This window comes from Jeongeupia sp. HS-3, assembly GCF_015140455.1.
GTDB lineage: Bacteria > Pseudomonadota > Gammaproteobacteria > Burkholderiales > Chitinibacteraceae > Jeongeupia.
Genome location: NZ_AP024094.1, coordinates 2094402 through 2112919 on the forward strand (window position 1 = coordinate 2094402; position 18518 = coordinate 2112919).

Genomic DNA, 18518 nt, shown 5'->3' on the forward strand with positions numbered 1-18518 from the left:
AGCGTCATCCGCGTAGAGTGGCCCTCATGAACTCCAAGTCCCTGCCCCTTTCCCGCCAGAATTATTGGTACCGCCCGTATATCTAGCTGGCGGCATAGGACTATTGAAAGAACACATGCCGCCGACCAGGCGGCATTGTTGTTTCTAGCATCTCTAGATTCCCTCCCTGGTCGGTGGTCCACACAAAGGACGAACGCCATGACCGAACCCCGCAATCCCGTCACCATCCTGCTCGGCAATCCGGCGCAACACGCGATCACGGTCGGCAATACACTGGCCACGCTGAATCGCCGCCTGCCCTTTCTGGAACGCCACCGCCCCTTCCTGATGCTGGACGACGGTGCACCACTGGACACGGTAATCGACCATCTGGCGGTCGGTATCGACGCCGAGCAATGCACGATCTTCGTCGCCTCGCAGGTGCCCGAACTCGCCGAGATCGGCCGCTGCGTTGCGCCTTTGCTGCCGGCCAGCCAAACCGCGACGGCCATGACCGCGATCCGCCCGGCACTGGCCGCGCTGCCGCAATCGGCACATCTGGGCGAAGCCAACCGCATCGCCCGGCATTGCAACAGCCTCGCCGGGCGTGAGCTCTTTCCTGAAGCGCTGGCGCTGCCGGAAACGCGCCGGACGCTGCTGCCGCTGGGACATGAAGTCCGACTCACATCAAGCCCCGCCGAGTTACGTGCAGCGGTACTGACGATGGCGTTGCCGACGCAAAAGCTCGCTGTCGAACATCACCCGCTCTTTGCCTACCTTGATGCGTTTGAATCGGACATCTACTTTCTGGATGACCTGAAAGCCAAGTTCCGCCGTGGCGGCCTCGCTGACGACGTGCTGCAACTGCATCTGGCCCATTGCCTCGAAGCCTTTGTCGCACCGCTGCGCCAACGTCGCGCCGAACTGGCGCAGCAAAGCGACAGCATCGCCAAGCAATTGCAGCAAGGCATAGCGCACACCCGTGCGATTGCGGCGCAAACACTGCTCGACGTTCGACATGCATTGGCATGAACGCCACACGGAGCAATAAAAAAGCGAGGCCCAATGCCTCACTTTTTTATTGGCGAAACGATATTTAGAAGTAATTCAGTCCCAGTGCCGCTTTTACTTCGGCCAAGGTCTGCGCCGCCACGGCACGCGCCTTATCGGTGCCTTGCGCCAGCATCCGCATCACTTCGGCCGGATCGGCGGCAAACTCGGCCCGGCGGGCGCGAATCGGCTCCAGCAAGGCTTGCAGACGTTGTTCCAGCTGGCGCTTGATCACCATATCGCCAAGACCACCACGACGGTAGTGTGCCTTCAGGTCCTCGACCAATGCGGTGTCCGGCTCGAAGGCATCAAGGTAGGTGAACACCACATTACCTTCGACCTGACCCGGATCAGCCACGCGCAGGTGGTTCGCGTCGGTGTACATCATTTTCACGGCCTTGCTGACTTCGTCGGCACTGGCCGACAGCGCCAGCGCGTTGCCGAGCGATTTGCTCATCTTGGCCTTGCCGTCGATGCCCGGCAGACGGCCCATCACCGGAATCACCGCCGTCGCTTCAACCAGAATGTCCTGCCCGACGTTGGCATTAAAGCGGCGGACGATCTCGTTCGACTGCTCGATCATCGGCGCCTGATCGGCCCCCACCGGCACCAGCGTCGCCTTGAAGGCGGTGATGTCGGCGGTCTGGCTCACCGGGTAGGTGAGAAAACCGGCCGGGATATCACGCTGGAACTGACGCAGGCGGATTTCCTCTTTCACCGTCGGATTGCGTTCCAGCCGCGCCACGGTGACAAGGTTCAGATAGTAGAAAGTCAGCTCCGTCAGCTCGGGCAACTGCGACTGGATGAAGATGGTGCTCTTGGCCGGATCAATACCCACCGCCAGGTAGTCCAGCGCCACCTCGAGCACATTGCGCCGCACCTTGTCGCGATCGCCCATATTGTCGGTCAGCGCCTGCGCATCGGCGAGCATCAGGAACTGGGTGTGCTGATCCTGAAAAACCACGCGGTTTTGCAGCGAGCCGACGTAGTGGCCCAGATGCAGCGGCCCGGTCGGGCGGTCGCCGGTCAGAATGATCTGGTTCGGGGGGATGGCGTTGGCGGTCATTGGCGGGCGTCCTGATTCGGATAATCTAGCGCCGCTGGACCGGTACCGCAGAAATGCACATGCCGCCCGGTCCGGCGGCATGGTTCACGCAAACATCGTGGCCAGCCGCTTAAGCGCGGCGCCACCAGCGGCACGGGGCCATATGGATGAATGCGAGTGTTGAATACATGGCGTCAATTCTGTCCGTGATCACCCATCGTGTCCAGCCTCAGTTGCCCGAGCGGGCCGAGCACGGCTTGCGCATTCGCCGCCGTCGCCGCGATGACGACATCAACGCTCACGCCGCGCAGCTCGGCCAATACCGCGGCAATGCGCGGCAACTGATCGGGGGCGTTGCGCCCCGGCGGCGGCCCGGCCAGCCACGCCGGCGCCATGTCGGGCGCATCGGTTTCCAGCACGATGGCCTCAAGCGGCAGTTCGGCGGCAAGCCGGCGGATTCGCTGCGAGCCGCTATAGGTCATCGCGCCGCCAAAACCGAGCTTGAATCCAAGTTTGAGAAATTCGTCGGCCTGCTGGCGGCTGCCGTTGAAAGCGTGCGCAATGCCACCCCTCACCTTCCATTTGCGCAGATATTTGAGCACCTGATCCTGACTGCGGCGGATATGCACGATCACCGGCAGATCAACGTCGCGCGCCAGCTTCAGTTGCGCCTCGAACACCGCGTTCTGACGAGCGGTATCCAGCCCCGGCACATAAAAATCCAGGCCGATCTCGCCAACCGCGACAGCCTCTTCGTTCGCAAGAAAATCGCCAAGCTGGCGCAGGTGCTCGTCACGATGCTCGGCGGTATACAGCGGGTGCAGACCGTAGGCGACGGCGCAGCCATAACGCGTGCGCATGGCCCGCGCCATATCGAAAGTCGCCGCGCTCACCGCCGGGACGACCAGCTGCGAAACGCCGGCCCGGCATGCGGCAGCCACGACCGCATCGCGATCGGCATCAAATTCGGGCGCATCAAGATGGCAATGACTATCGATCAGCACGGAACTCTCTGCAGCATTTACTATCTGTGTCTAACTGGATGCTGCCGAGGGCAGCAGCTACATACTAATGATGCCATGACGGCTGGGGATATTATGGGCAGTGAATTGTGGATTTGGGGCGTGTTTCTCGGCGTGGTGCTCGCGCTGCTTGCCTTTGACCTTGGTTTTTTAAACAAAAAAGACAGTGAAATCAGCATCAGGAAAAGCCTGAAGCTGTCGGCGTTCTATATCAGCGCAGGCTTGTTGTTCGGGGTCTGGATCTGGTCGTTCAAGGGCCCGCAGGCCGGGATGGACTACTTCACCGGTTTTCTGGTCGAGAAATCGCTGTCGATGGACAACGTGTTCATCATCTCGCTGATATTCACCAGTCTGGCGATACCGCGTGCGTTGCAACACCGCGTGCTGTTCTGGGGCATTCTCGGCGCCATCATCATGCGGGCGGTGATGATCGGCCTCGGCGCTGCGCTGGTACACCAGTTCAGCTGGATTCTGCTGGTATTCGGCGCCTTCCTGATCATCACCGGCATCAAGATGCTGGTCGCCAATGACGAAGATCCGGACATCGAGAACAACCGGATGTTCAAGTTCTTCAAGCGCCACCTGCGCATGGTGCCGACGCTGCAGGGCAACCACTTCTTCGTTCGCGGTGAAACGCTCGGTCGCAAGGCCGGCTGGTGGGCGACGCCGCTGTTCCTGGCGCTGGTGATGGTCGAAGCGGCCGACCTGGTGTTCGCGGTCGACAGCATCCCGGCGATCTTTGCGATCACGCAGGATCCGTTCATCGTCTATACGTCGAACATCTTCGCGATCCTCGGCCTGCGCGCGCTGTACTTCGCGCTAGCGGCGATGGTGCACCGCTTCCACTACCTGAAATACGCACTGGCGGTGGTGCTGGTGTTCATCGGCTGCAAGATCGGCCTCGTCTACATGAACGTGAAGATCCCGTCGGTGCTGTCGCTGACGGTGACCTTCGGCCTGCTGCTTGCCGGCGTGCTGTACTCGCTGTACAAGACCCGCGGCGAGCCACTGCCAGAAAACTAGGCAATCCAGCCTTAGCAAAACGGCCCGATGAATCGGGCCGTTTTTTTGGGGGGTTACTTGCGGTCGACCTCACCCCGGTTCAGCCACCACGAATGCAGCGCGGCGGCGATGATCAGCAGCGCGGCAATGCCACCAACCAGCGCTTCGGGCACATGAACCAGGGGTGCGATCAACATCACCGCAGCCAGCGAGCCGATGGCCCAGAACGCACCGTGTTCAAGATAGCGCAAGGTCGACAGCGTGCCCTTTTCGACCAGCGCCAATGTAAAACTGCGGACGAACATCGCACCGACACCGAGGCCGATGGCGATCAGGAAGATGTTCTTTGTCAGCGCAAAAGCCCCGAGCACGCCGTCGAACGAGAACGAGGCGTCCAGCAACTCCAGATAGATGAAACCACCCCAACCGGTCTTGGCGGCGGCACCGTCATCGCCGAACAGCGCGCCAAGGCTTTCAACGATGGCGTAGATCACCACGCCCCACAGCCCGGCAGACAGGAAGCGGTAGGCTTCATGCTCGGGTAGCTCGCTGGCCAACGCCAGCAGCACCGCCAGCGACAGGATCGCCGCGGCCATATTGAGCCGGCCGATATGCACCAGCCCGGCTTCGAGTGGCTTGATCCAGTGGTCGTGCTTGTCGCTGTTGAGGAAGAAGGTCCAGAACACCATCATCAGAAAGGCGCCGCCAAAGGCGGTGACTTCGATATGCGCCGACGTCAGCGTCGCGGCGTAGTGTTCGGGGCGCATGATCGCCATCGTGAGCACGTCGCTGGCCGGCCAATGGCCGTTCATCGCCCATTCATACAGCGACACCGGCCCCGGCAGCGGCGACGCCTGCGCAATCACGCCGACGATCACCAGCGGAAACAACAGCCGCATGCCAAACACGGCGATCAGCATCCCCCAGACGAGGAAGCGCCGGCGCCATTTTTCGTCCCAGTGCTTCAGGATCGACGCATTGACCACCGCATTGTCGAACGACAAGCTGGTTTCCAGCAGCGCCAGGTTGAAGGTGACCCAGAGTCCGACCCAACCACCGATCAGCCACGCCAAAGCGAGGCCAATGGCGGTGACGATGAATGAGGAATAGAAATAGCGCAGCATGGCAGCCAACGGTATCGCAAACCTCCATTATGCCCGCGAATCTCACGCTTACTCGCCAGCTTGCGGCGCCGGTCACTGATCCAGCACAAACGCACGCCGCCAAGGCATGGTTCGCGTCAGGCAAACCGCTTATACTTTTGTCTTTGCACAATAAGCTGTTTCCCCCGAACGGAGCCCCGCATGAGTCACGCTTATCTCGACCTGGTTCAAGCGCACGATGCGCTGTTGCAGAAACAAGATGCCCCGCTGTACAGCTCGCTGGACGGCCTGAATCTGCCCGCCCGCCAGGCGCCGGCAGCCGACGCGCCAGTCGTGATGATCTTCGCCCCGCACCCGGATGACGAGTGCATCATCGGTGCGCTGCCGCTGCGCCTCGGCCGCGAAGCGGGTTTCCGTGTCGTCAACGTAGCGGTGACCCAGGGCTCGAACCTCAAGCGCCAGCCGGAGCGCTGGGTCGAAGTGTCGAATGCCTGCGAACTGCTCGGCTGGGAACTGCAGGAAACCATCCCGGGCGGGCTGATGGGCGTATCGCCGAAGACCCGCAGCGAAGACCCGGTGGCCTGGGCCGAGAAGGTCAACGTGCTCGCCGCGCTGATCGAGAAGTACAAGCCGGCCGTCTGTGTGTGCCCGCACGACAACGACTACCACTCGGCGCATATCGGCACCCACTATCTGGTCGTCGATGCGCTGAAGCAAGCCGGTCATGCCTGCACGGTGGCGCAGAGTGAATTCTGGCGCCAGATGGACGCGCCAAACGCGCTGATCGCCACCAATACTGCCGATACCGCCGACCTGATCGCCGCACTGGCGTGCCACGTCGAAGAAGTGCGCCGCAACCCCTACCACCTGCGCCTGCCGGGCTGGATGGCCGACAACGTCCGCCGCGGCGCCGAAGTCTGTGGCGGCCAGGGCGCGGCGGCGCCGACGTTCTCGTTCGGGACGATCTACAAGGTCAGCAAGTTCGACGGCGGCAAGCTGCTCGAGAATCCGACCAAGTACACGCTGGCCGAAGGTGACGACATCCGCGCACTGTTCGGCTGAGCCGGGCTCGTCTCGCTGCAAAACGGCTGCTTCGGCAGCCGTTGTTGTTTCGCCGTAACAGCGCGGCCGCTGTGCCTGTCAGTTCGCCGCGCAATCGGCGATGCTGGGGCGGTTCAATCACCGGGGTGCGCCATGAAAACCATCGGCCTGATCGGCGGCATGAGCTGGGAATCGACCGTCGTCTACTACCAGGAAATCAATCGCCGTATCACCCAACGCCTCGGCGGCGTGCACAGCGCGCGCATCGTCGTCGACTCGATCGACTTTGCCGAACTGGTGCCGCTGCAAGAGCGCGGCGACTGGGCCGCGGCGGGTGAGCTGCTCGCCGACTCGGCGCGGCGGCTGAAGGCGGCGGGCGCCGGCATCGTGCTGATCGGCGCCAACACCATGCACAAGGTCGCCGCCAACGTCGAGGCAGTGCTGCCGCTGCTGCATATTGCCGATGCAACCGCGGCGCAGCTTCTGGCAGGGGGTCACAACAAGGTCGGCCTGTTCGGCACCCGTTACACCATGGAGCAGGATTTCTACACCGGCCGGCTGGCCGAGCACGGCATCGCCACGCGGGTTCCCGATAGCAATGGCCGCGACCGCATCCACCGCGTGATCTACGACGAGCTGTGCAAGGGGATCTTCACCGAAGCCAGCCGCGCTGTGTATCGCGATGAAATGGCCAGGCTGGCGACGCGCGGCGTCAGCGCGATCGTGCTCGGCTGCACCGAAATCGGCCTGCTCGTGAGCGGCGACGATTGCGCACTGCCGCTGTTCGATACCGCGCTGATCCATGCCCACGCCGCAGCCGACTGGGCGCTGGCGCCCTAAGCGATCAGAAGCGTAGCACCTGGCCGGCGCGGCGCTTCAGTTCGAATTGGATCAGCTTGTACGCATCGAAATCGAAATCCGCCCCGGCCTGCAGCGTATCCAGCTCGGCGGGATCGTGGATCGTGCCGAGATAACACCAGCGGTCGATCACGTGGATCAGCGGCGACCACTCGGGCCCTTCGACCAGACCGACCGGCCCCTGATGCGGCCACGGCGCGAAGCGGTGTTTTTCCAGCAGCGACAAGAGCCGCGCGTGGTGCGTCGCCGACGACTCGCGGCCAATGCAGGCGCCGCGACACTTACCCAGCGGCTGGGCGCTGCACGCCGTGCCGGTCCGCGGCTCGAGGCCGAGCCCCTCTATGCCAAGCAGCTTCCGGCACAGACCGGTGCCGTCGGCGAGCTTCTCGAGTAGCCGCTGCGCATCGCGGCGAGCCCGGAACGGCCCGAACACCAAGTGCGGGTCGACGTCGCCCAGTTCGGCCAGAGCGACGATGTCCGGCACCAGCATATCGCCCTGCCCGATCAGCCGCAGCACACACACGCCGACGCTTTTCTTCGGCTTCGGATTGTAGGTTGGCTTGAGCGACCGGATCAGCCTTGCCTCGTTCAGCAGCGCGCCAAACTCACCTGCCTCTTGCCAGTCGATTCGCGCCAGCCGCGCCAGCATCTCCAGTTCGCGCGGTTTACGCGCGTCGGCGGCGAAATGCTGCAGCACGCGCTTGCGGATATTGGGGCTTCGCCCGACCAGCAAGGCGGCACCGTCGGCGGCGTAGAACGTATAGCAACCGCTGGTCTCGGGCAGCTCGTCGATCACTGCGGGGTCGAGACCGGCCGGAATCCGCGGCTTGCGCAGCAGCTCGGCGATCGCCTGCTGCACCGTTTCAAATGGATGCTCGCGCAAGGCGACGTCGAGGAACGCCGGCAGCAATACGGCATCGCTCAACGCCCGGTGCCGGTCGCCATCGATCACCAGCGCATGCCGGGTGACCAGCGCATCGAGGCTGTGCTTGAACTCGTGCGGATACAGCTTGCGCGACAATTTGACCGTGCACAGCACCCGCGCCGAGAAGCGGATGCCCAGACGCTTGAATTCATTTTTGAGAAAGCCGTAATCGAAGCGGGCATTGTGGGCGACAAACACACGCCCCTCCAGCATCGGCAGCAAGGTGTCGGCCAGCTCGGCGAAGGTCGGCGCAGTCGCAACCATCGCATCGTCGATGCCGGTCAACTGCTGGATGAACGGCGGAATCGCCTGCTGCGGATTAACCAGGCTGGACCAGCGCCGTGTGCCGTGCTCGTCGACCTGCACCAGGCCGACCTCGGTGATCCGGTCGCTGGCCGGAGTCGCACCGGTGGTCTCCAGATCGACGAAGACCAGCGGCTCGCTGTAATAGGGATTCATCGTTTCGCGCGAACTCATCACTTCACGAAACGGAAGCACTGATGGATTTTCTTGTTGCGGAAATCCTCGGGCACCGACTCCGCCGAGAGGTTCTCGCACATCGGGATCAAGGCTTCGTCGAGCTTGAAGCGCCGGAAATTGGTCGAGAAATACAGCACGCCACCCGGGTTGAGCAGGTCTAGCGCGGTTTCGATCAGGTAGCGATGATCACGCTGCACATCGAGAATGCCGATCATTTTTTTCGAATTCGAGAACGAGGGCGGATCGCAGACGATCAGATCGAATCTTTCGCCGGACCGATCGGCCTCGGCCAGCCATTGCAGCACGTCGGCGCGCACCTGAGTATGCGCCGGCGTATCCAGGCCGTTCTCGGCCAGGTTGCGCTTGGCCCAGGCCAGATACGTGTTCGACAAGTCAACCGACACCGTCTCGCTCGCACCGCCGGCTGCGGCATGCACCGAGAACGCCCCGGTGTAGCAAAACAGATTGAGCATGCGCTTGCCGGCCGCTTCGCCACGCACGCGCTTGCGGGTGTTGCGGTGGTCGAGAAACAGTCCGGTATCCAGATAGGCATCCAGATTGACGATGAACTTGAGCCCGTCTTCCTCGACGATGAATTCATCACCCTCGGCACCGGTTTTCTCATACTGCGCTTCGCCCTTCTGGCGCCGGCGCAGCTTGACCGAGATCTCGTCCTCGGGAATCCCCAATGCCTCACCAGTGGCGTACCAGACCTCGGCAAGCCAGGCCTCGTGGTCTTCATCGGTCTGGATCCAGCCGGTTGCCACTTCGGCCAGATGTACCTTGCCGGCATACCAGTCGATCACCACCGGGAATTCCGGTACGTCACGGTCGTAAATGCGATAACACTGAATCCCCTGACGACGGGCCCATTTGCCCCAATGCTTGGCATTTTTGGCAAGACGGTTCTTGTAGCTGGAAAGATCGCTCATCGGGACGGCAACGCGGTTAGGTAAAGCTGCATTCTACCGGATGGCTCCGGATCACCGGACGTGCAAAAGGCGACCAATGGGCCGCCTTGCCGAAGTTAGCTACCAAGATAGGCTCGACGCTTACATCCCGCCACCACCGTGCCCACCGCCGAATCCACCGCCGCTGCCGCCGGAATTGCTCCCCGGCCCGGCTTGTTTGTGCAGCCAGTTGATCTGATCCAGACCAGTACCATGATCGCTGGTCGGGACATCGTTCGGTGCAGGTATAACGGCAAACGCCACTGCAGAAAACAACATGGCCACAACAAAAGAAATAGCTTTCCAAAGGGTGCGCATTTTTACAGACCTCCGTCCTCTCGGTTGAGGTTCTGCTATGACCACGGCATCCCGCAAAGAGTGCCGTTAAATAATACAGGTTCGGATATTCGGTCGATTCTGGCGTCAAAAACAGAAATGGCGACCAAAGGTCGCCATCACGCACCGGCTTGACCAACGCTCAGCCTTGGGACTGCCAGCGCAACAGGCGCTCGAACACCGCGCCCGGCACATACTGGCGCACGATCCCCTCCCAGCCTTGCGGCCCGACCAGTCCCTTGACCATGGTCGAGCTGATTTCGGCGATTTCGCGCGGTGGCATCAGAAAGACCGTATCAATATGCGGTGCCAGATCGGCGTTCACGTAGCGCATCTTGCGTTCAAACTCGTAATCGGCCACTTCGCGGATACCGCGCAGGATGAAATGCGCACCTTCTTCGCGGGCATAGTCGACCAGAAAGCGGTTCTCGAAGGTTTCCACCCGCAGATTGGACAAGTGCGCGGTGGTTTCGCGCAACATTTCCAGCCGCTCGTCCTGCGAAAAGGTATAGCGTTTGTCCGGGTTTTCACCGATCGCGATGATCATTTCGTCGAACAACTGCACGCCGTGTTCGATCATCCACAAATGACCGTTGGTAACCGGATCAAAACTGCCTGCGTAAACGCCTCGCCGCATGGGCGTCATCCCATTCCGGGTTATCGATGGCGTCACTATAACATCGCATTTGGCCCACTATGTTGCGCCGTGTCGCTGCCCGCGTGTCCCGGTTTGTCTGCCGACACGCGCTAATTTAAGATGGCCCGATATCTAAAAAGGGGATTGCCATGTTGCGCAAGTTTCTGCTGGGAGCCGCACTGGCGCTGTCTCCCCTCGCCCACGCCGATATCGTGATCGGCCAATCGGTTCCGATCACCGGGCTTGTCGGCAGTACCGGCAAGGCGCTGGCACTGGGTGCTTCGCTGTACTTCTCCCGCGTCAATGCCAATGGCGGCATCAACGGCGAGCCCATCAACCACGTGGTTCGCGATGATGGCTACGATCCCAAACGAACCGTCGCCAATACCCGCGAGCTAATCGACAAGGAAGGTGCGCTGGCGCTGGTGTCGTACTACGGCACGGCAACGACCGTTGAACTGGAAAAATCCAAACTGCTCGACAACGCCGGCATTCCGCTTGTGGGCGTGCACTCGGGCGCCGATGCACTGCGCAGTCCGGGCAGCAGCCTCTTTGTCTTTCATACCCGCGCCAGCTATCGCCAGGAAATCGGCCATATCGTCAATCTGCTCGCCGGCAACCTTGGTGTGACCCGCATTGCCGTGATCGCCCAGCAGGATGGCTTCGGCCAAGCCGGCTATGGCGCACTGAAGGACGCGCTGGCCAAACGCAACCTCACCCTCGCCGGCGAAGCGTGGTACGACCGCAAGAGCGGCGATACCACCAAGGCCGCTGCCGAGCTCGCCAAGGCCAATCCGGAAGCCGTGGTGCTGATCACCGTATCCAAGCCCGCCGCCAGCTTCGTCAAACAGTTTCGTGCCGCTGGCGGTACCGCACAGCTGTATGGCTTGTCGCCGATCCAGTTCGAGGAAGTGATCCAGACCGTCGGCAAGAAGGAAGCCCACGGCCTGGGCATCTCCGAAGTCCTGCCGTATCCGCGCAACGAGCAGCTGCGCTTCGTGCGCGAGTTCCAGCAGGACGCCGCAGCCGTACTCAGGGATGGCACCACGCCGTCGTATGCGGTGATGGAAGGCTATCTGTCGGCAAGGCTGGTGGTAGAAGCGCTCAAGCGCGCCGGCAAGAATCCGACCCGCTCGGCGGTATACAACGCCCTGAGTTCGCTCAAGCGCTACGATCTTGGCGGCTTCATCGTCGACTTTGGCGACAAGAAGCGCACCGGCAGCAACTTTGTCGAGCTGACGATGATCTCGCCGACCGGTACACTGACGCGCTGATTTGCATAAAAACGCGTTAGACGATGCCCCGCTCGCGGGGCATCGTCATTTCAACAATCACAAGGAGACCGCCATGACCGACTTTCCCCGCCCCATCGCGCCCGCCGACAAAAACAGCCAGACCTTCGCCGTGTTGGTGTGGATCGGCACGATTTTCTTCAGTTTCATCCCGGCGCTGATTGTCTATCTGCTGAAGAAGGATGACGCCTTCTTGCAGGAGCATGCCAAGGAGGCGCTGAACTGGGCGATCACCATGCTGCTGCTGACGCTGATCGGCCAGGTACTGGCGATCGTGCTGATCGGCTTTTTGCTGATGGGCATCATGTTCATCGCCCAACTGATTTTCTGCATCATCGGCGCAGTCAAGGCCAGCAACGGTCAGCCGTGCACGCTGCCGTTCAACATCCGCCTGATCAAATAAGTCGTAGTTTCAGTGCGTAAAAAAGGCTGCCCGAAGGCAGCCTTTTTTACGTGCGCAATCACTTCCGGCAAGTATTCACCTCGCCGGCGCGAAGCCAGCGGCGACGTGTACATGGGTAAGTACACGAGCCGCGCAGCGACAATGCCAGCGAGGTGAAGACGCCGCCGGAAACCTCAGGAGAAGAAGTCCTTGACCTTATCCATGAAGGATTTGGCACGCGGATTGTGCTTGCCCGGCTCACCCTGGCTGATTTCCTCGAACTCCTTCAAGAGCTCCTTCTGCCGGCTGGTCAGGCTCACCGGTGTTTCAAGCACCACATGGCACATCAAATCGCCAGTGATCGCGCTGCGTACCCCCTTGATGCCCTTGCCGCGCAGCCGGAACACTTGCCCCGTTTGCGTACCAGCCGGAATCGAAATCCGCGCCTTGTTGTCGAGTGTCGGAATCTCGATTTCGCCACCCAGTGCGGCAGCCGTAATGCTGATCGGCATTTCACAATGCAGATCATTGCCTTCGCGCTCGAACACCGAGTGAGCTTTCAGATGCACCACGACATACAGATCACCCGCCGGGCCACCATTGACGCCAGCCTCACCTTCGCCAGAAAGACGGATGCGATCACCCTCGTCGACCCCCGCCGGAATCTTCACCGCCAGCGTCTTGGCCGTCTGTACCCGGCCGGTGCCGTGGCAATTACGGCAAGGATCGGGGATGTATTTACCGCTACCGTGGCAGGTCGGGCAGGTTTGCTGAATGCTGAAGAAACCTTGTGACACGCGCACCTGGCCAACGCCGCCGCAGGTGTGGCAGGTCTTGGCTTCGGTACCCGGCTTTGCGCCGCTGCCGTGGCACAGCTCGCACTCGTCGTGCGACGGAATCTTGATCTGCTTCTCGACGCCGCGTGCGGCCTCTTCAAGCGAGATTTCCATGTTGTAGCGCAGATCGGCGCCACGGTAGACGTTGGAACGCCCACCGCCGCCACGCTGACCGCCGCCGAAGATATCGCCAAAGATGTCGGAGAACGCATCCGCAAAACCGCCCGTACCACCGCCGCCGAAACCGCCGCCCATCCCGGCTTGTGGATCGACCCCGGCATGACCGTACTGATCGTAGGCAGCTCGCTTTTGCGGCTCGGACAAGATCTCGTAGGCCTCCTTGGCCTCCTTGAACTTCTCCTCGGCATCCTTGCTGTCCGGATTGCGGTCAGGATGAAATTTCATCGCCATCTTGCGATAGGCTTTCTTGATCTCGTCGTCGGACGCGTCGCGATTGACGCCGAGTACGTCGTAAAAATCTTTTTTGGACATGTGGATATCACCTAAACAAAAAGGCACAACGACCCGCCCAGAGCGCGCCGAAGTGCCTTTTTAAAGCTTTAGCTACGAATTACTTGTTGTCTTTGCCGTCTTTGACTTCGGTGAACTCAGCATCGACCACGTTGTCGTCGTCCTTCTTGTCGCCAGCAGCCTGCTCGCCAGCCGCGTCACCGCCTTGCTGAGCATACATCTGCTCGGCGAGCTTGTGGCTGGCCTGCATCAGCGCGTTGGTCTTGGCTTCGATGACTTCCTTGTCGTCGCCCTGAACCACCTCTTCGAGTTCCTTGATCGCGGCTTCGATCGCGGCTTTCTCGTCAGCGGCCACCTTGTCACCGAACTCGACCAGCGATTTCTTCACCGAATGGATCATCGCGTCGCCCTGATTGCGCGCACCGACGAGTTCGGCCAGTTTCTTGTCTTCTTCCGCGTTCAGTTCGGCATCCTTGACCATGCGGTTGATCTCGTCTTCCGACAGACCCGAGCTTGCCTGGATCTTGATCTTGTTCTCCTTGCCGGTCGCCTTGTCCTTGGCCGACACGTGCAGGATGCCGTTGGCGTCGATATCGAAAGTCACTTCGATCTGCGGCGTGCCACGCGGCGCCGGCGGGATATCCGACAGGTTGAACTGGCCGAGACTCTTGTTCGCCGCGGCTTTTTCACGCTCGCCTTGCAGCACGTGGATGGTCACGGCGTTCTGGTTGTCGTCGGCGGTCGAGAACACCTGCGATGCCTTGGTCGGAATCGTGGTGTTCTTCTGGATCAGCTTGGTCAGGATGCCGCCCAGCGTTTCGATACCCAGCGACAGCGGCGTCACGTCCAACAGCAGCACGTCCTTGCGATCGCCCGAGAGCACCGAGCCCTGGATCGCCGCACCGACGGCAACGGCTTCGTCCGGGTTCACGTCGCGGCGCGCTTCCTTGCCGAAGAACTCCTTCACCTTTTCCATCACCAACGGCATGCGGGTCTGGCCACCGACGAGGATAACGTCATGAATGTCCGAGACCTTCAGGCCGGCATCCTTGAGCGCAACGCGGCAAGGCTCGATCGAACGCTGGATCAAATCGTCAACCAGCGATTCGAACTTGGCGCGGGTGATCTTCAGCACCAGGTGCTTCGGACCGGTTGCATCCATCGTGATGTACGGCAGGTTGATTTCGGTTTGCACCGCCGACGACAGCTCGATCTTGGCCTTTTCGGCGGCTTCCTTCAGCCGTTGCAGCGCCATCACATCGTTCTTCAGATTGATGCCCTGCTCTTTCTGGAACTCGCCAATGATGTAATCGATGATGCGCTGGTCGAAGTCTTCGCCACCCAGGAAGGTATCGCCGTTGGTCGCGAGCACTTCAAACTGCTTGTCGCCATCAACATCGGCGATTTCGATGATCGAGATGTCGAAGGTACCGCCACCGAGGTCATACACGGCGATCTTGGAGTCGCCACCTTCGTGCTTGTCCATACCGAACGCCAGTGCTGCGGCGGTCGGCTCGTTGATGATGCGCTTCACGTCCAGACCGGCGATGCGGCCTGCATCCTTGGTGGCCTGGCGCTGGCTGTCGTTGAAATAGGCCGGTACCGTGATCACGGCTTCGGTCACTTCTTCGCCGAGGTAATCTTCGGCGGTCTTCTTCATCTTGCGCAGCACTTCAGCCGAGATTTGCGGCGGCGCCATTTGCTTGTCGCGCACCGACACCCAAGCATCGCCGTTGTCGGCCTTGGTGATGGTGAACGGCATCAGATCGATGTCTTTCTGTACTTCCTTGTCGGTGAACTTGCGGCCGATCAGACGCTTGATCGCGTACAGCGTGTTCTTTGGGTTGGTGACAGCCTGGCGCTTGGCCGGCGCACCCACAAGGATCTCGCCATCGTCCTGATACGCGATGATCGACGGCGTAGTACGTGCGCCTTCGGCGTTTTCGATGACTTTCGACTGACCGTTTTCAAACACCGCAACGCAGGAGTTCGTGGTGCCCAAGTCAATACCAATGATTTTTGCCATTTCTCTGTTTCCTTCCAATTAAGCAGGTCACGCCTTGGCGTGACCGTCGATATCAATAACCTTGTTAGCCAAGTGGGGATGCCAGACAGGTTTTCAAGAGCTGATCTTGCCGCGGGTCGCCGCAACGGCAAGCGCTACTCCTGCTGGCCGCTCGTTCGCCCGAACGTGAAAGCACGGCATAGCAAAAACGGCTCACGATGGCATGCAAGGCAAACCGCACTGCTGAAAACACCATTTCCATACACATGGGTCTGGAACAACACGAGTTCAAGCACCCGAAGCGTATCGATCCCGGCTGCCACGGCGCAGCATCTGACCGCACCACGACGACAGCCGGGATAGAGGCCTGTTACGGCGCAGCGGCGACAATCACCATGGCCGGGCGCAGCACACGGCCGGCGAGGCTGTAGCCTTTCTGCAGCACGCGCACAACGGTGTTCGGCTCTTGCTGCGCCGGCTCGGTCGAAATCGCCTGATGCAGATTCGGATCGAGCTTGTCGCCAACGGCGGGCGCGATATCGACGAGTTCAAACTTCTCGAATGCCGACACCAGCGCTTTTTGCGTTAGATCGACGCCCATCTTCAGCGCCTCGAAATTGCCGGATTGATCCAGCAGCGCCATTTCCATCGCGTCCTTCACCGGCAGCAGCTCGCGCGCGAATTTCTCGACCGCAAATTTGCGCGCCTTGTCGTTGTCCTCGGCGGCACGGCGGCGCACGTTATCCATCTCGGCCTTGGCGTACAGCACGTCCTGACGAGCGCGATCCAGATCGGCGACTGCAGCGGTGAGCTGCGCGTCCAGATCCAGACCCTGTACGACCTCGGCCGACGATGCCGCGCCGTTTTCGTCCATCAACTGTTGTTCCAAAGGCTGTTTTTCGTTTTCTTGCGACATCGGCTCTCTACTCCTGAACATCATTAAGACTGCCTCGCTATATAAGGCCAAGCGGGCATATTTCAAGCTTTTCCCCGTTCATCACACGGCCAAACGGCAAGACGATCACCTTGATACAGGCAAGCCCCAATATGTAGTGAAAATTATATGACTACACTTTATTGGTGCAGCGCAAAATCATGTTGCACTGCAGAAAATTTGTGCTTGAATTTCTTTTGTTTTAAGGCAGAAATGCCAGTCACCACGCGGGAGAGAGAGATGACCACACGGGAACAACGCATTGCACAATTAACACAAGATTGGCAGGAAAATCCGCGCTGGAAGGGTATCACGCGCACTTACAGCGCCGCAGATGTTGAAAAACTGCGCGGCTCACTACAGATTGAACACACCCTGGCCCGTCGCGGCTCGGAAACCCTCTGGAAGCTCTTGAACGAAACGCCGTACGTGCACGCCCTTGGCGCGCTGACCGGCAATCAGGCGATGCAGCAGGTCAAGGCCGGCCTCAAGGCGATCTATCTGTCGGGCTGGCAAGTCGCCGCCGATGCGAATATTTCCGGAGAAATGTATCCGGATCAGTCGCTGTATCCGGCCAACTCGGTCCCGGCGGTCGTGCGCCGCATCAACAACACCTTCCAGCGCGCCGACCAGATCAGCCACGCCGAAGGCGATGACAGCATTGATTACTACGCACCGATCGTGGCCGATGCCGAAGCCGGTTTTGGCGGCGTGCTGAACGCGTTCGAACTGATGAAGGGCATGATCGAAGCCGGCGCCGCCGGCGTGCACTTCGAAGACCAGCTTGCCTCGGTGAAGAAATGCGGCCACATGGGCGGCAAGGTGCTGGTGCCGACGCGCGAAGCCGTCGAAAAACTCGCCGCCGCGCGTCTGGCTGCCGACGTCATGGGCGTGCCGACCATTCTGGTTGCGCGTACCGACGCCGAAGCCGCCGATCTGCTGACCAGCGATGTCGACGACAACGACAAGCCGTTCTGCACCGGTGAACGCACCCCGGAAGGCTTCTACCGCACCAAGCCGGGTCTGGAACAGGCGATTTCGCGTGGCCTCGCCTACGCGCCGTACGCCGACCTGATCTGGTGCGAAACCGGCAAGCCGGATCTGGAATACGCCCGCAAGTTCGCCGCCGCGATCCATGCCAAGTTCCCGGGCAAGATGCTGGCGTACAACTGTTCGCCGAGCTTCAATTGGAAGAAAAACCTCGATGACGCGACCATCGCCAAATTCCAGCAGGAACTCGGTGCGATGGGCTACAAGTTCCAGTTCATCACGCTCGCCGGCTTCCATGCGCTGAACTACGGCATGTTCAATCTGGCGCACGGCTATGCCCGTACCGGCATGAGCGCCTTCGTCGAGCTGCAACAGGCCGAGTTCGCCGCTGCCGATCGTGGCTTCACTGCGGTCAAGCACCAGCGCGAAGTCGGTACCGGTTACTTCGACTCGGTGACCCAGGTGATCCAGCAAGGCCAGTCCAGCACCACGGCGCTGACCGGCTCGACCGAGGAAGAACAGTTCCACTGAGTGCCGAAATGCAAGGCTAGACCGTACCCGACATGATCAAGGGGCACGGTTGGCGACCGGAACGGTGCCTACTCCTCCCACACCGTCCACCGGCCTGCCGATGGCAGCCATAAAAAAACCCGCACGCTACCCGCCGTGCGGTTTTTTTATGCCTCGACAGAACTCAAGCCGGCAGCACTTGCTTGGCGTAGCAGTCGCGATCCATATCGCGCACGTCAACGGTCAGTTGCACCGGCCCATGACCGGCCGGCAGCGTCGCTTGCAGCGCGGCAATGAGCTGCGCCCCCAGCCGTTTTTTCTGCTCGTCGCTGCGGCCGCTCAGTAGCGACACTTGTACGTGCGCAAACGCGGTGTCGGTATCGGTCGTGCCGATCAGATAAGTCGCCAGGCACTGCGCCCGGCTCTTGATATCCGATTCGCCAAACAGGCCCGAATCGAACATGGCCTGCCCCAGCCCCCGCAACGCTTTGGCCGCGTCAAAACCGTTCAGGTTTTGCGTGTACTCCAGACTCAGATGCGGCATTGCTTTCCTCTTGAAGTAGTGATCGGCGTGCGCCCCCGGCTAGCCAGGCGACATCGCAACACATAGACATAAAATGACAAATGGGCCCCCGGCAGTTTTGCCAGTAAAGTGATTCGCTGGCTTGGC

General features: G+C 60.7%; 18 protein-coding genes. 7 read left to right on the top strand and 11 right to left on the bottom strand.

Annotated features, from left to right (window positions below; genetic code table 11):
- The first annotated feature begins 198 nt into the window (after positions 1–198).
- Complete coding sequence (locus JLC71_RS09995) at positions 199–1011, top strand: hypothetical protein (protein ID WP_200915279.1); 813 nt, start codon at positions 199–201, stop codon at positions 1009–1011.
- A gap of 64 nt (positions 1012–1075) precedes the next feature.
- Here the strand turns inward: JLC71_RS09995 and trpS are convergent, their stop codons facing one another.
- Both trpS and JLC71_RS10005 read right to left on the bottom strand, forming a co-directional pair.
- Positions 1076–2095, bottom strand: a complete 1020-nt coding sequence (trpS, locus tag JLC71_RS10000; RefSeq protein WP_200915280.1) for a tryptophan--tRNA ligase — start codon at positions 2093–2095, stop codon at positions 1076–1078.
- A gap of 173 nt (positions 2096–2268) precedes the next feature.
- A complete protein-coding gene (locus JLC71_RS10005; RefSeq protein ID WP_200915281.1) occupies positions 2269–3078 on the bottom strand; it encodes a TatD family hydrolase in 810 nt (269 codons plus the stop codon).
- A 93-nt stretch (positions 3079–3171) separates the two neighbouring features.
- Here JLC71_RS10005 and JLC71_RS10010 point away from each other — a divergent pair, with 93 nt between their 5' ends.
- On the top strand, positions 3172–4119 hold the full coding sequence (locus tag JLC71_RS10010; RefSeq protein ID WP_236250857.1) for a TerC family protein: 948 nt from the start codon (positions 3172–3174) through the stop codon (positions 4117–4119).
- Between the two features lie 53 nt (positions 4120–4172).
- Here the strand turns inward: JLC71_RS10010 and JLC71_RS10015 are convergent, their stop codons facing one another.
- Positions 4173–5222, bottom strand: a complete 1050-nt coding sequence (locus tag JLC71_RS10015; protein WP_200915283.1) for a DUF475 domain-containing protein — start codon at positions 5220–5222, stop codon at positions 4173–4175.
- A 180-nt stretch (positions 5223–5402) separates the two neighbouring features.
- Between JLC71_RS10015 and JLC71_RS10020 the strand changes: the two genes are divergently transcribed.
- Positions 5403–6263 carry a PIG-L deacetylase family protein gene (locus JLC71_RS10020; protein WP_200915284.1) on the top strand — a complete coding sequence of 287 codons (861 nt, stop codon included), beginning with the start codon at positions 5403–5405 and terminating at the stop codon, positions 6261–6263.
- Between the two features lie 132 nt (positions 6264–6395).
- Positions 6396–7082: an aspartate/glutamate racemase family protein gene (locus JLC71_RS10025; RefSeq protein ID WP_200915285.1), complete on the top strand. Its 687-nt coding sequence runs from the start codon at positions 6396–6398 to the stop codon at positions 7080–7082.
- 4 nt (positions 7083–7086) lie between these two features.
- On the opposite strand, the gene JLC71_RS10030 is transcribed toward JLC71_RS10025, so the two are convergent.
- From JLC71_RS10030 to coaD, 4 genes are all read right to left on the bottom strand, one after another.
- The gene (locus JLC71_RS10030) at positions 7087–8502 is read right to left on the bottom strand and encodes an exonuclease domain-containing protein (RefSeq protein ID WP_200915286.1); all 1416 of its coding nucleotides are present in this window, start codon (positions 8500–8502) and stop codon (positions 7087–7089) included.
- The gene (locus JLC71_RS10035; RefSeq protein WP_200915287.1) at positions 8502–9437 is read right to left on the bottom strand and encodes a class I SAM-dependent methyltransferase; all 936 of its coding nucleotides are present in this window, start codon (positions 9435–9437) and stop codon (positions 8502–8504) included. The genes JLC71_RS10030 and JLC71_RS10035 overlap by 1 nt, the downstream gene beginning before the upstream one ends.
- Positions 9438–9557: 120 nt before the next feature.
- Positions 9558–9773 (bottom strand): hypothetical protein, encoded by a 216-nt coding sequence (locus JLC71_RS10040; RefSeq protein ID WP_200915288.1) that lies wholly within the window; start codon positions 9771–9773, stop codon positions 9558–9560.
- Between the two features lie 160 nt (positions 9774–9933).
- A complete protein-coding gene (gene coaD / locus JLC71_RS10045; protein ID WP_200915289.1) occupies positions 9934–10428 on the bottom strand; it encodes a pantetheine-phosphate adenylyltransferase in 495 nt (164 codons plus the stop codon).
- Between the two features lie 149 nt (positions 10429–10577).
- On the opposite strand from coaD, the gene JLC71_RS10050 reads away from it, so the two are divergent.
- Together JLC71_RS10050 and JLC71_RS10055 are read left to right on the top strand one after the other, a co-directional pair.
- Complete coding sequence (locus JLC71_RS10050; protein ID WP_200915290.1) at positions 10578–11702, top strand: ABC transporter substrate-binding protein; 1125 nt, start codon at positions 10578–10580, stop codon at positions 11700–11702.
- 73 nt (positions 11703–11775) lie between these two features.
- Positions 11776–12123, top strand: coding sequence for a DUF4870 domain-containing protein (locus tag JLC71_RS10055; protein WP_200915291.1), 348 nt, complete (start codon positions 11776–11778; stop codon positions 12121–12123).
- Between the two features lie 173 nt (positions 12124–12296).
- Here the strand turns inward: JLC71_RS10055 and dnaJ are convergent, their stop codons facing one another.
- From dnaJ to grpE, 3 genes are all read right to left on the bottom strand, one after another.
- The gene (gene dnaJ / locus JLC71_RS10060) at positions 12297–13430 is read right to left on the bottom strand and encodes a molecular chaperone DnaJ (RefSeq protein ID WP_200915292.1); all 1134 of its coding nucleotides are present in this window, start codon (positions 13428–13430) and stop codon (positions 12297–12299) included.
- Positions 13431–13509: 79 nt separating this feature from the next.
- Positions 13510–15435: a molecular chaperone DnaK gene (dnaK, locus tag JLC71_RS10065; protein WP_200915293.1), complete on the bottom strand. Its 1926-nt coding sequence runs from the start codon at positions 15433–15435 to the stop codon at positions 13510–13512.
- 349 nt (positions 15436–15784) lie between these two features.
- A complete protein-coding gene (gene grpE / locus JLC71_RS10070) occupies positions 15785–16330 on the bottom strand; it encodes a nucleotide exchange factor GrpE (protein ID WP_200915294.1) in 546 nt (181 codons plus the stop codon).
- 258 nt (positions 16331–16588) lie between these two features.
- Between grpE and aceA the strand changes: the two genes are divergently transcribed.
- Positions 16589–17869 carry an isocitrate lyase gene (gene aceA / locus JLC71_RS10075; protein WP_200915295.1) on the top strand — a complete coding sequence of 427 codons (1281 nt, stop codon included), beginning with the start codon at positions 16589–16591 and terminating at the stop codon, positions 17867–17869.
- Between the two features lie 163 nt (positions 17870–18032).
- Here the strand turns inward: aceA and JLC71_RS10080 are convergent, their stop codons facing one another.
- Positions 18033–18392, bottom strand: coding sequence for a 5-carboxymethyl-2-hydroxymuconate Delta-isomerase (locus tag JLC71_RS10080; RefSeq protein ID WP_200915296.1), 360 nt, complete (start codon positions 18390–18392; stop codon positions 18033–18035).
- Between the last annotated feature and the right edge of the window lie 126 nt (positions 18393–18518).

What these genes read in the sequence shown, in the direction of transcription:
- JLC71_RS10035 (WP_200915287.1), bottom strand. Translation starts at nt 9,437, where the DNA reads ATGAGCGATCTTTCCAGCTACAAGAACCGTCTTGCCAAAAATGCCAAG.
- trpS (WP_200915280.1), bottom strand. Translation starts at nt 2,095, where the DNA reads ATGACCGCCAACGCCATCCCCCCGAACCAGATCATTCTGACCGGCGAC.
- JLC71_RS10015 (WP_200915283.1), bottom strand. Translation starts at nt 5,222, where the DNA reads ATGCTGCGCTATTTCTATTCCTCATTCATCGTCACCGCCATTGGCCTC.
- JLC71_RS10030 (WP_200915286.1), bottom strand. Translation starts at nt 8,502, where the DNA reads ATGAGTTCGCGCGAAACGATGAATCCCTATTACAGCGAGCCGCTGGTC.
- JLC71_RS10080 (WP_200915296.1), bottom strand. Translation starts at nt 18,392, where the DNA reads ATGCCGCATCTGAGTCTGGAGTACACGCAAAACCTGAACGGTTTTGAC.
- JLC71_RS10040 (WP_200915288.1), bottom strand. Translation starts at nt 9,773, where the DNA reads ATGCGCACCCTTTGGAAAGCTATTTCTTTTGTTGTGGCCATGTTGTTT.
- JLC71_RS10050 (WP_200915290.1), top strand. Translation starts at nt 10,578, where the DNA reads ATGTTGCGCAAGTTTCTGCTGGGAGCCGCACTGGCGCTGTCTCCCCTC.
- dnaJ (WP_200915292.1), bottom strand. Translation starts at nt 13,430, where the DNA reads ATGTCCAAAAAAGATTTTTACGACGTACTCGGCGTCAATCGCGACGCG.
- JLC71_RS09995 (WP_200915279.1), top strand. Translation starts at nt 199, where the DNA reads ATGACCGAACCCCGCAATCCCGTCACCATCCTGCTCGGCAATCCGGCG.
- grpE (WP_200915294.1), bottom strand. Translation starts at nt 16,330, where the DNA reads ATGTCGCAAGAAAACGAAAAACAGCCTTTGGAACAACAGTTGATGGAC.
- JLC71_RS10020 (WP_200915284.1), top strand. Translation starts at nt 5,403, where the DNA reads ATGAGTCACGCTTATCTCGACCTGGTTCAAGCGCACGATGCGCTGTTG.
- JLC71_RS10025 (WP_200915285.1), top strand. Translation starts at nt 6,396, where the DNA reads ATGAAAACCATCGGCCTGATCGGCGGCATGAGCTGGGAATCGACCGTC.
- dnaK (WP_200915293.1), bottom strand. Translation starts at nt 15,435, where the DNA reads ATGGCAAAAATCATTGGTATTGACTTGGGCACCACGAACTCCTGCGTT.
- aceA (WP_200915295.1), top strand. Translation starts at nt 16,589, where the DNA reads ATGACCACACGGGAACAACGCATTGCACAATTAACACAAGATTGGCAG.
- JLC71_RS10010 (WP_236250857.1), top strand. Translation starts at nt 3,172, where the DNA reads ATGGGCAGTGAATTGTGGATTTGGGGCGTGTTTCTCGGCGTGGTGCTC.
- JLC71_RS10055 (WP_200915291.1), top strand. Translation starts at nt 11,776, where the DNA reads ATGACCGACTTTCCCCGCCCCATCGCGCCCGCCGACAAAAACAGCCAG.
- coaD (WP_200915289.1), bottom strand. Translation starts at nt 10,428, where the DNA reads ATGCGGCGAGGCGTTTACGCAGGCAGTTTTGATCCGGTTACCAACGGT.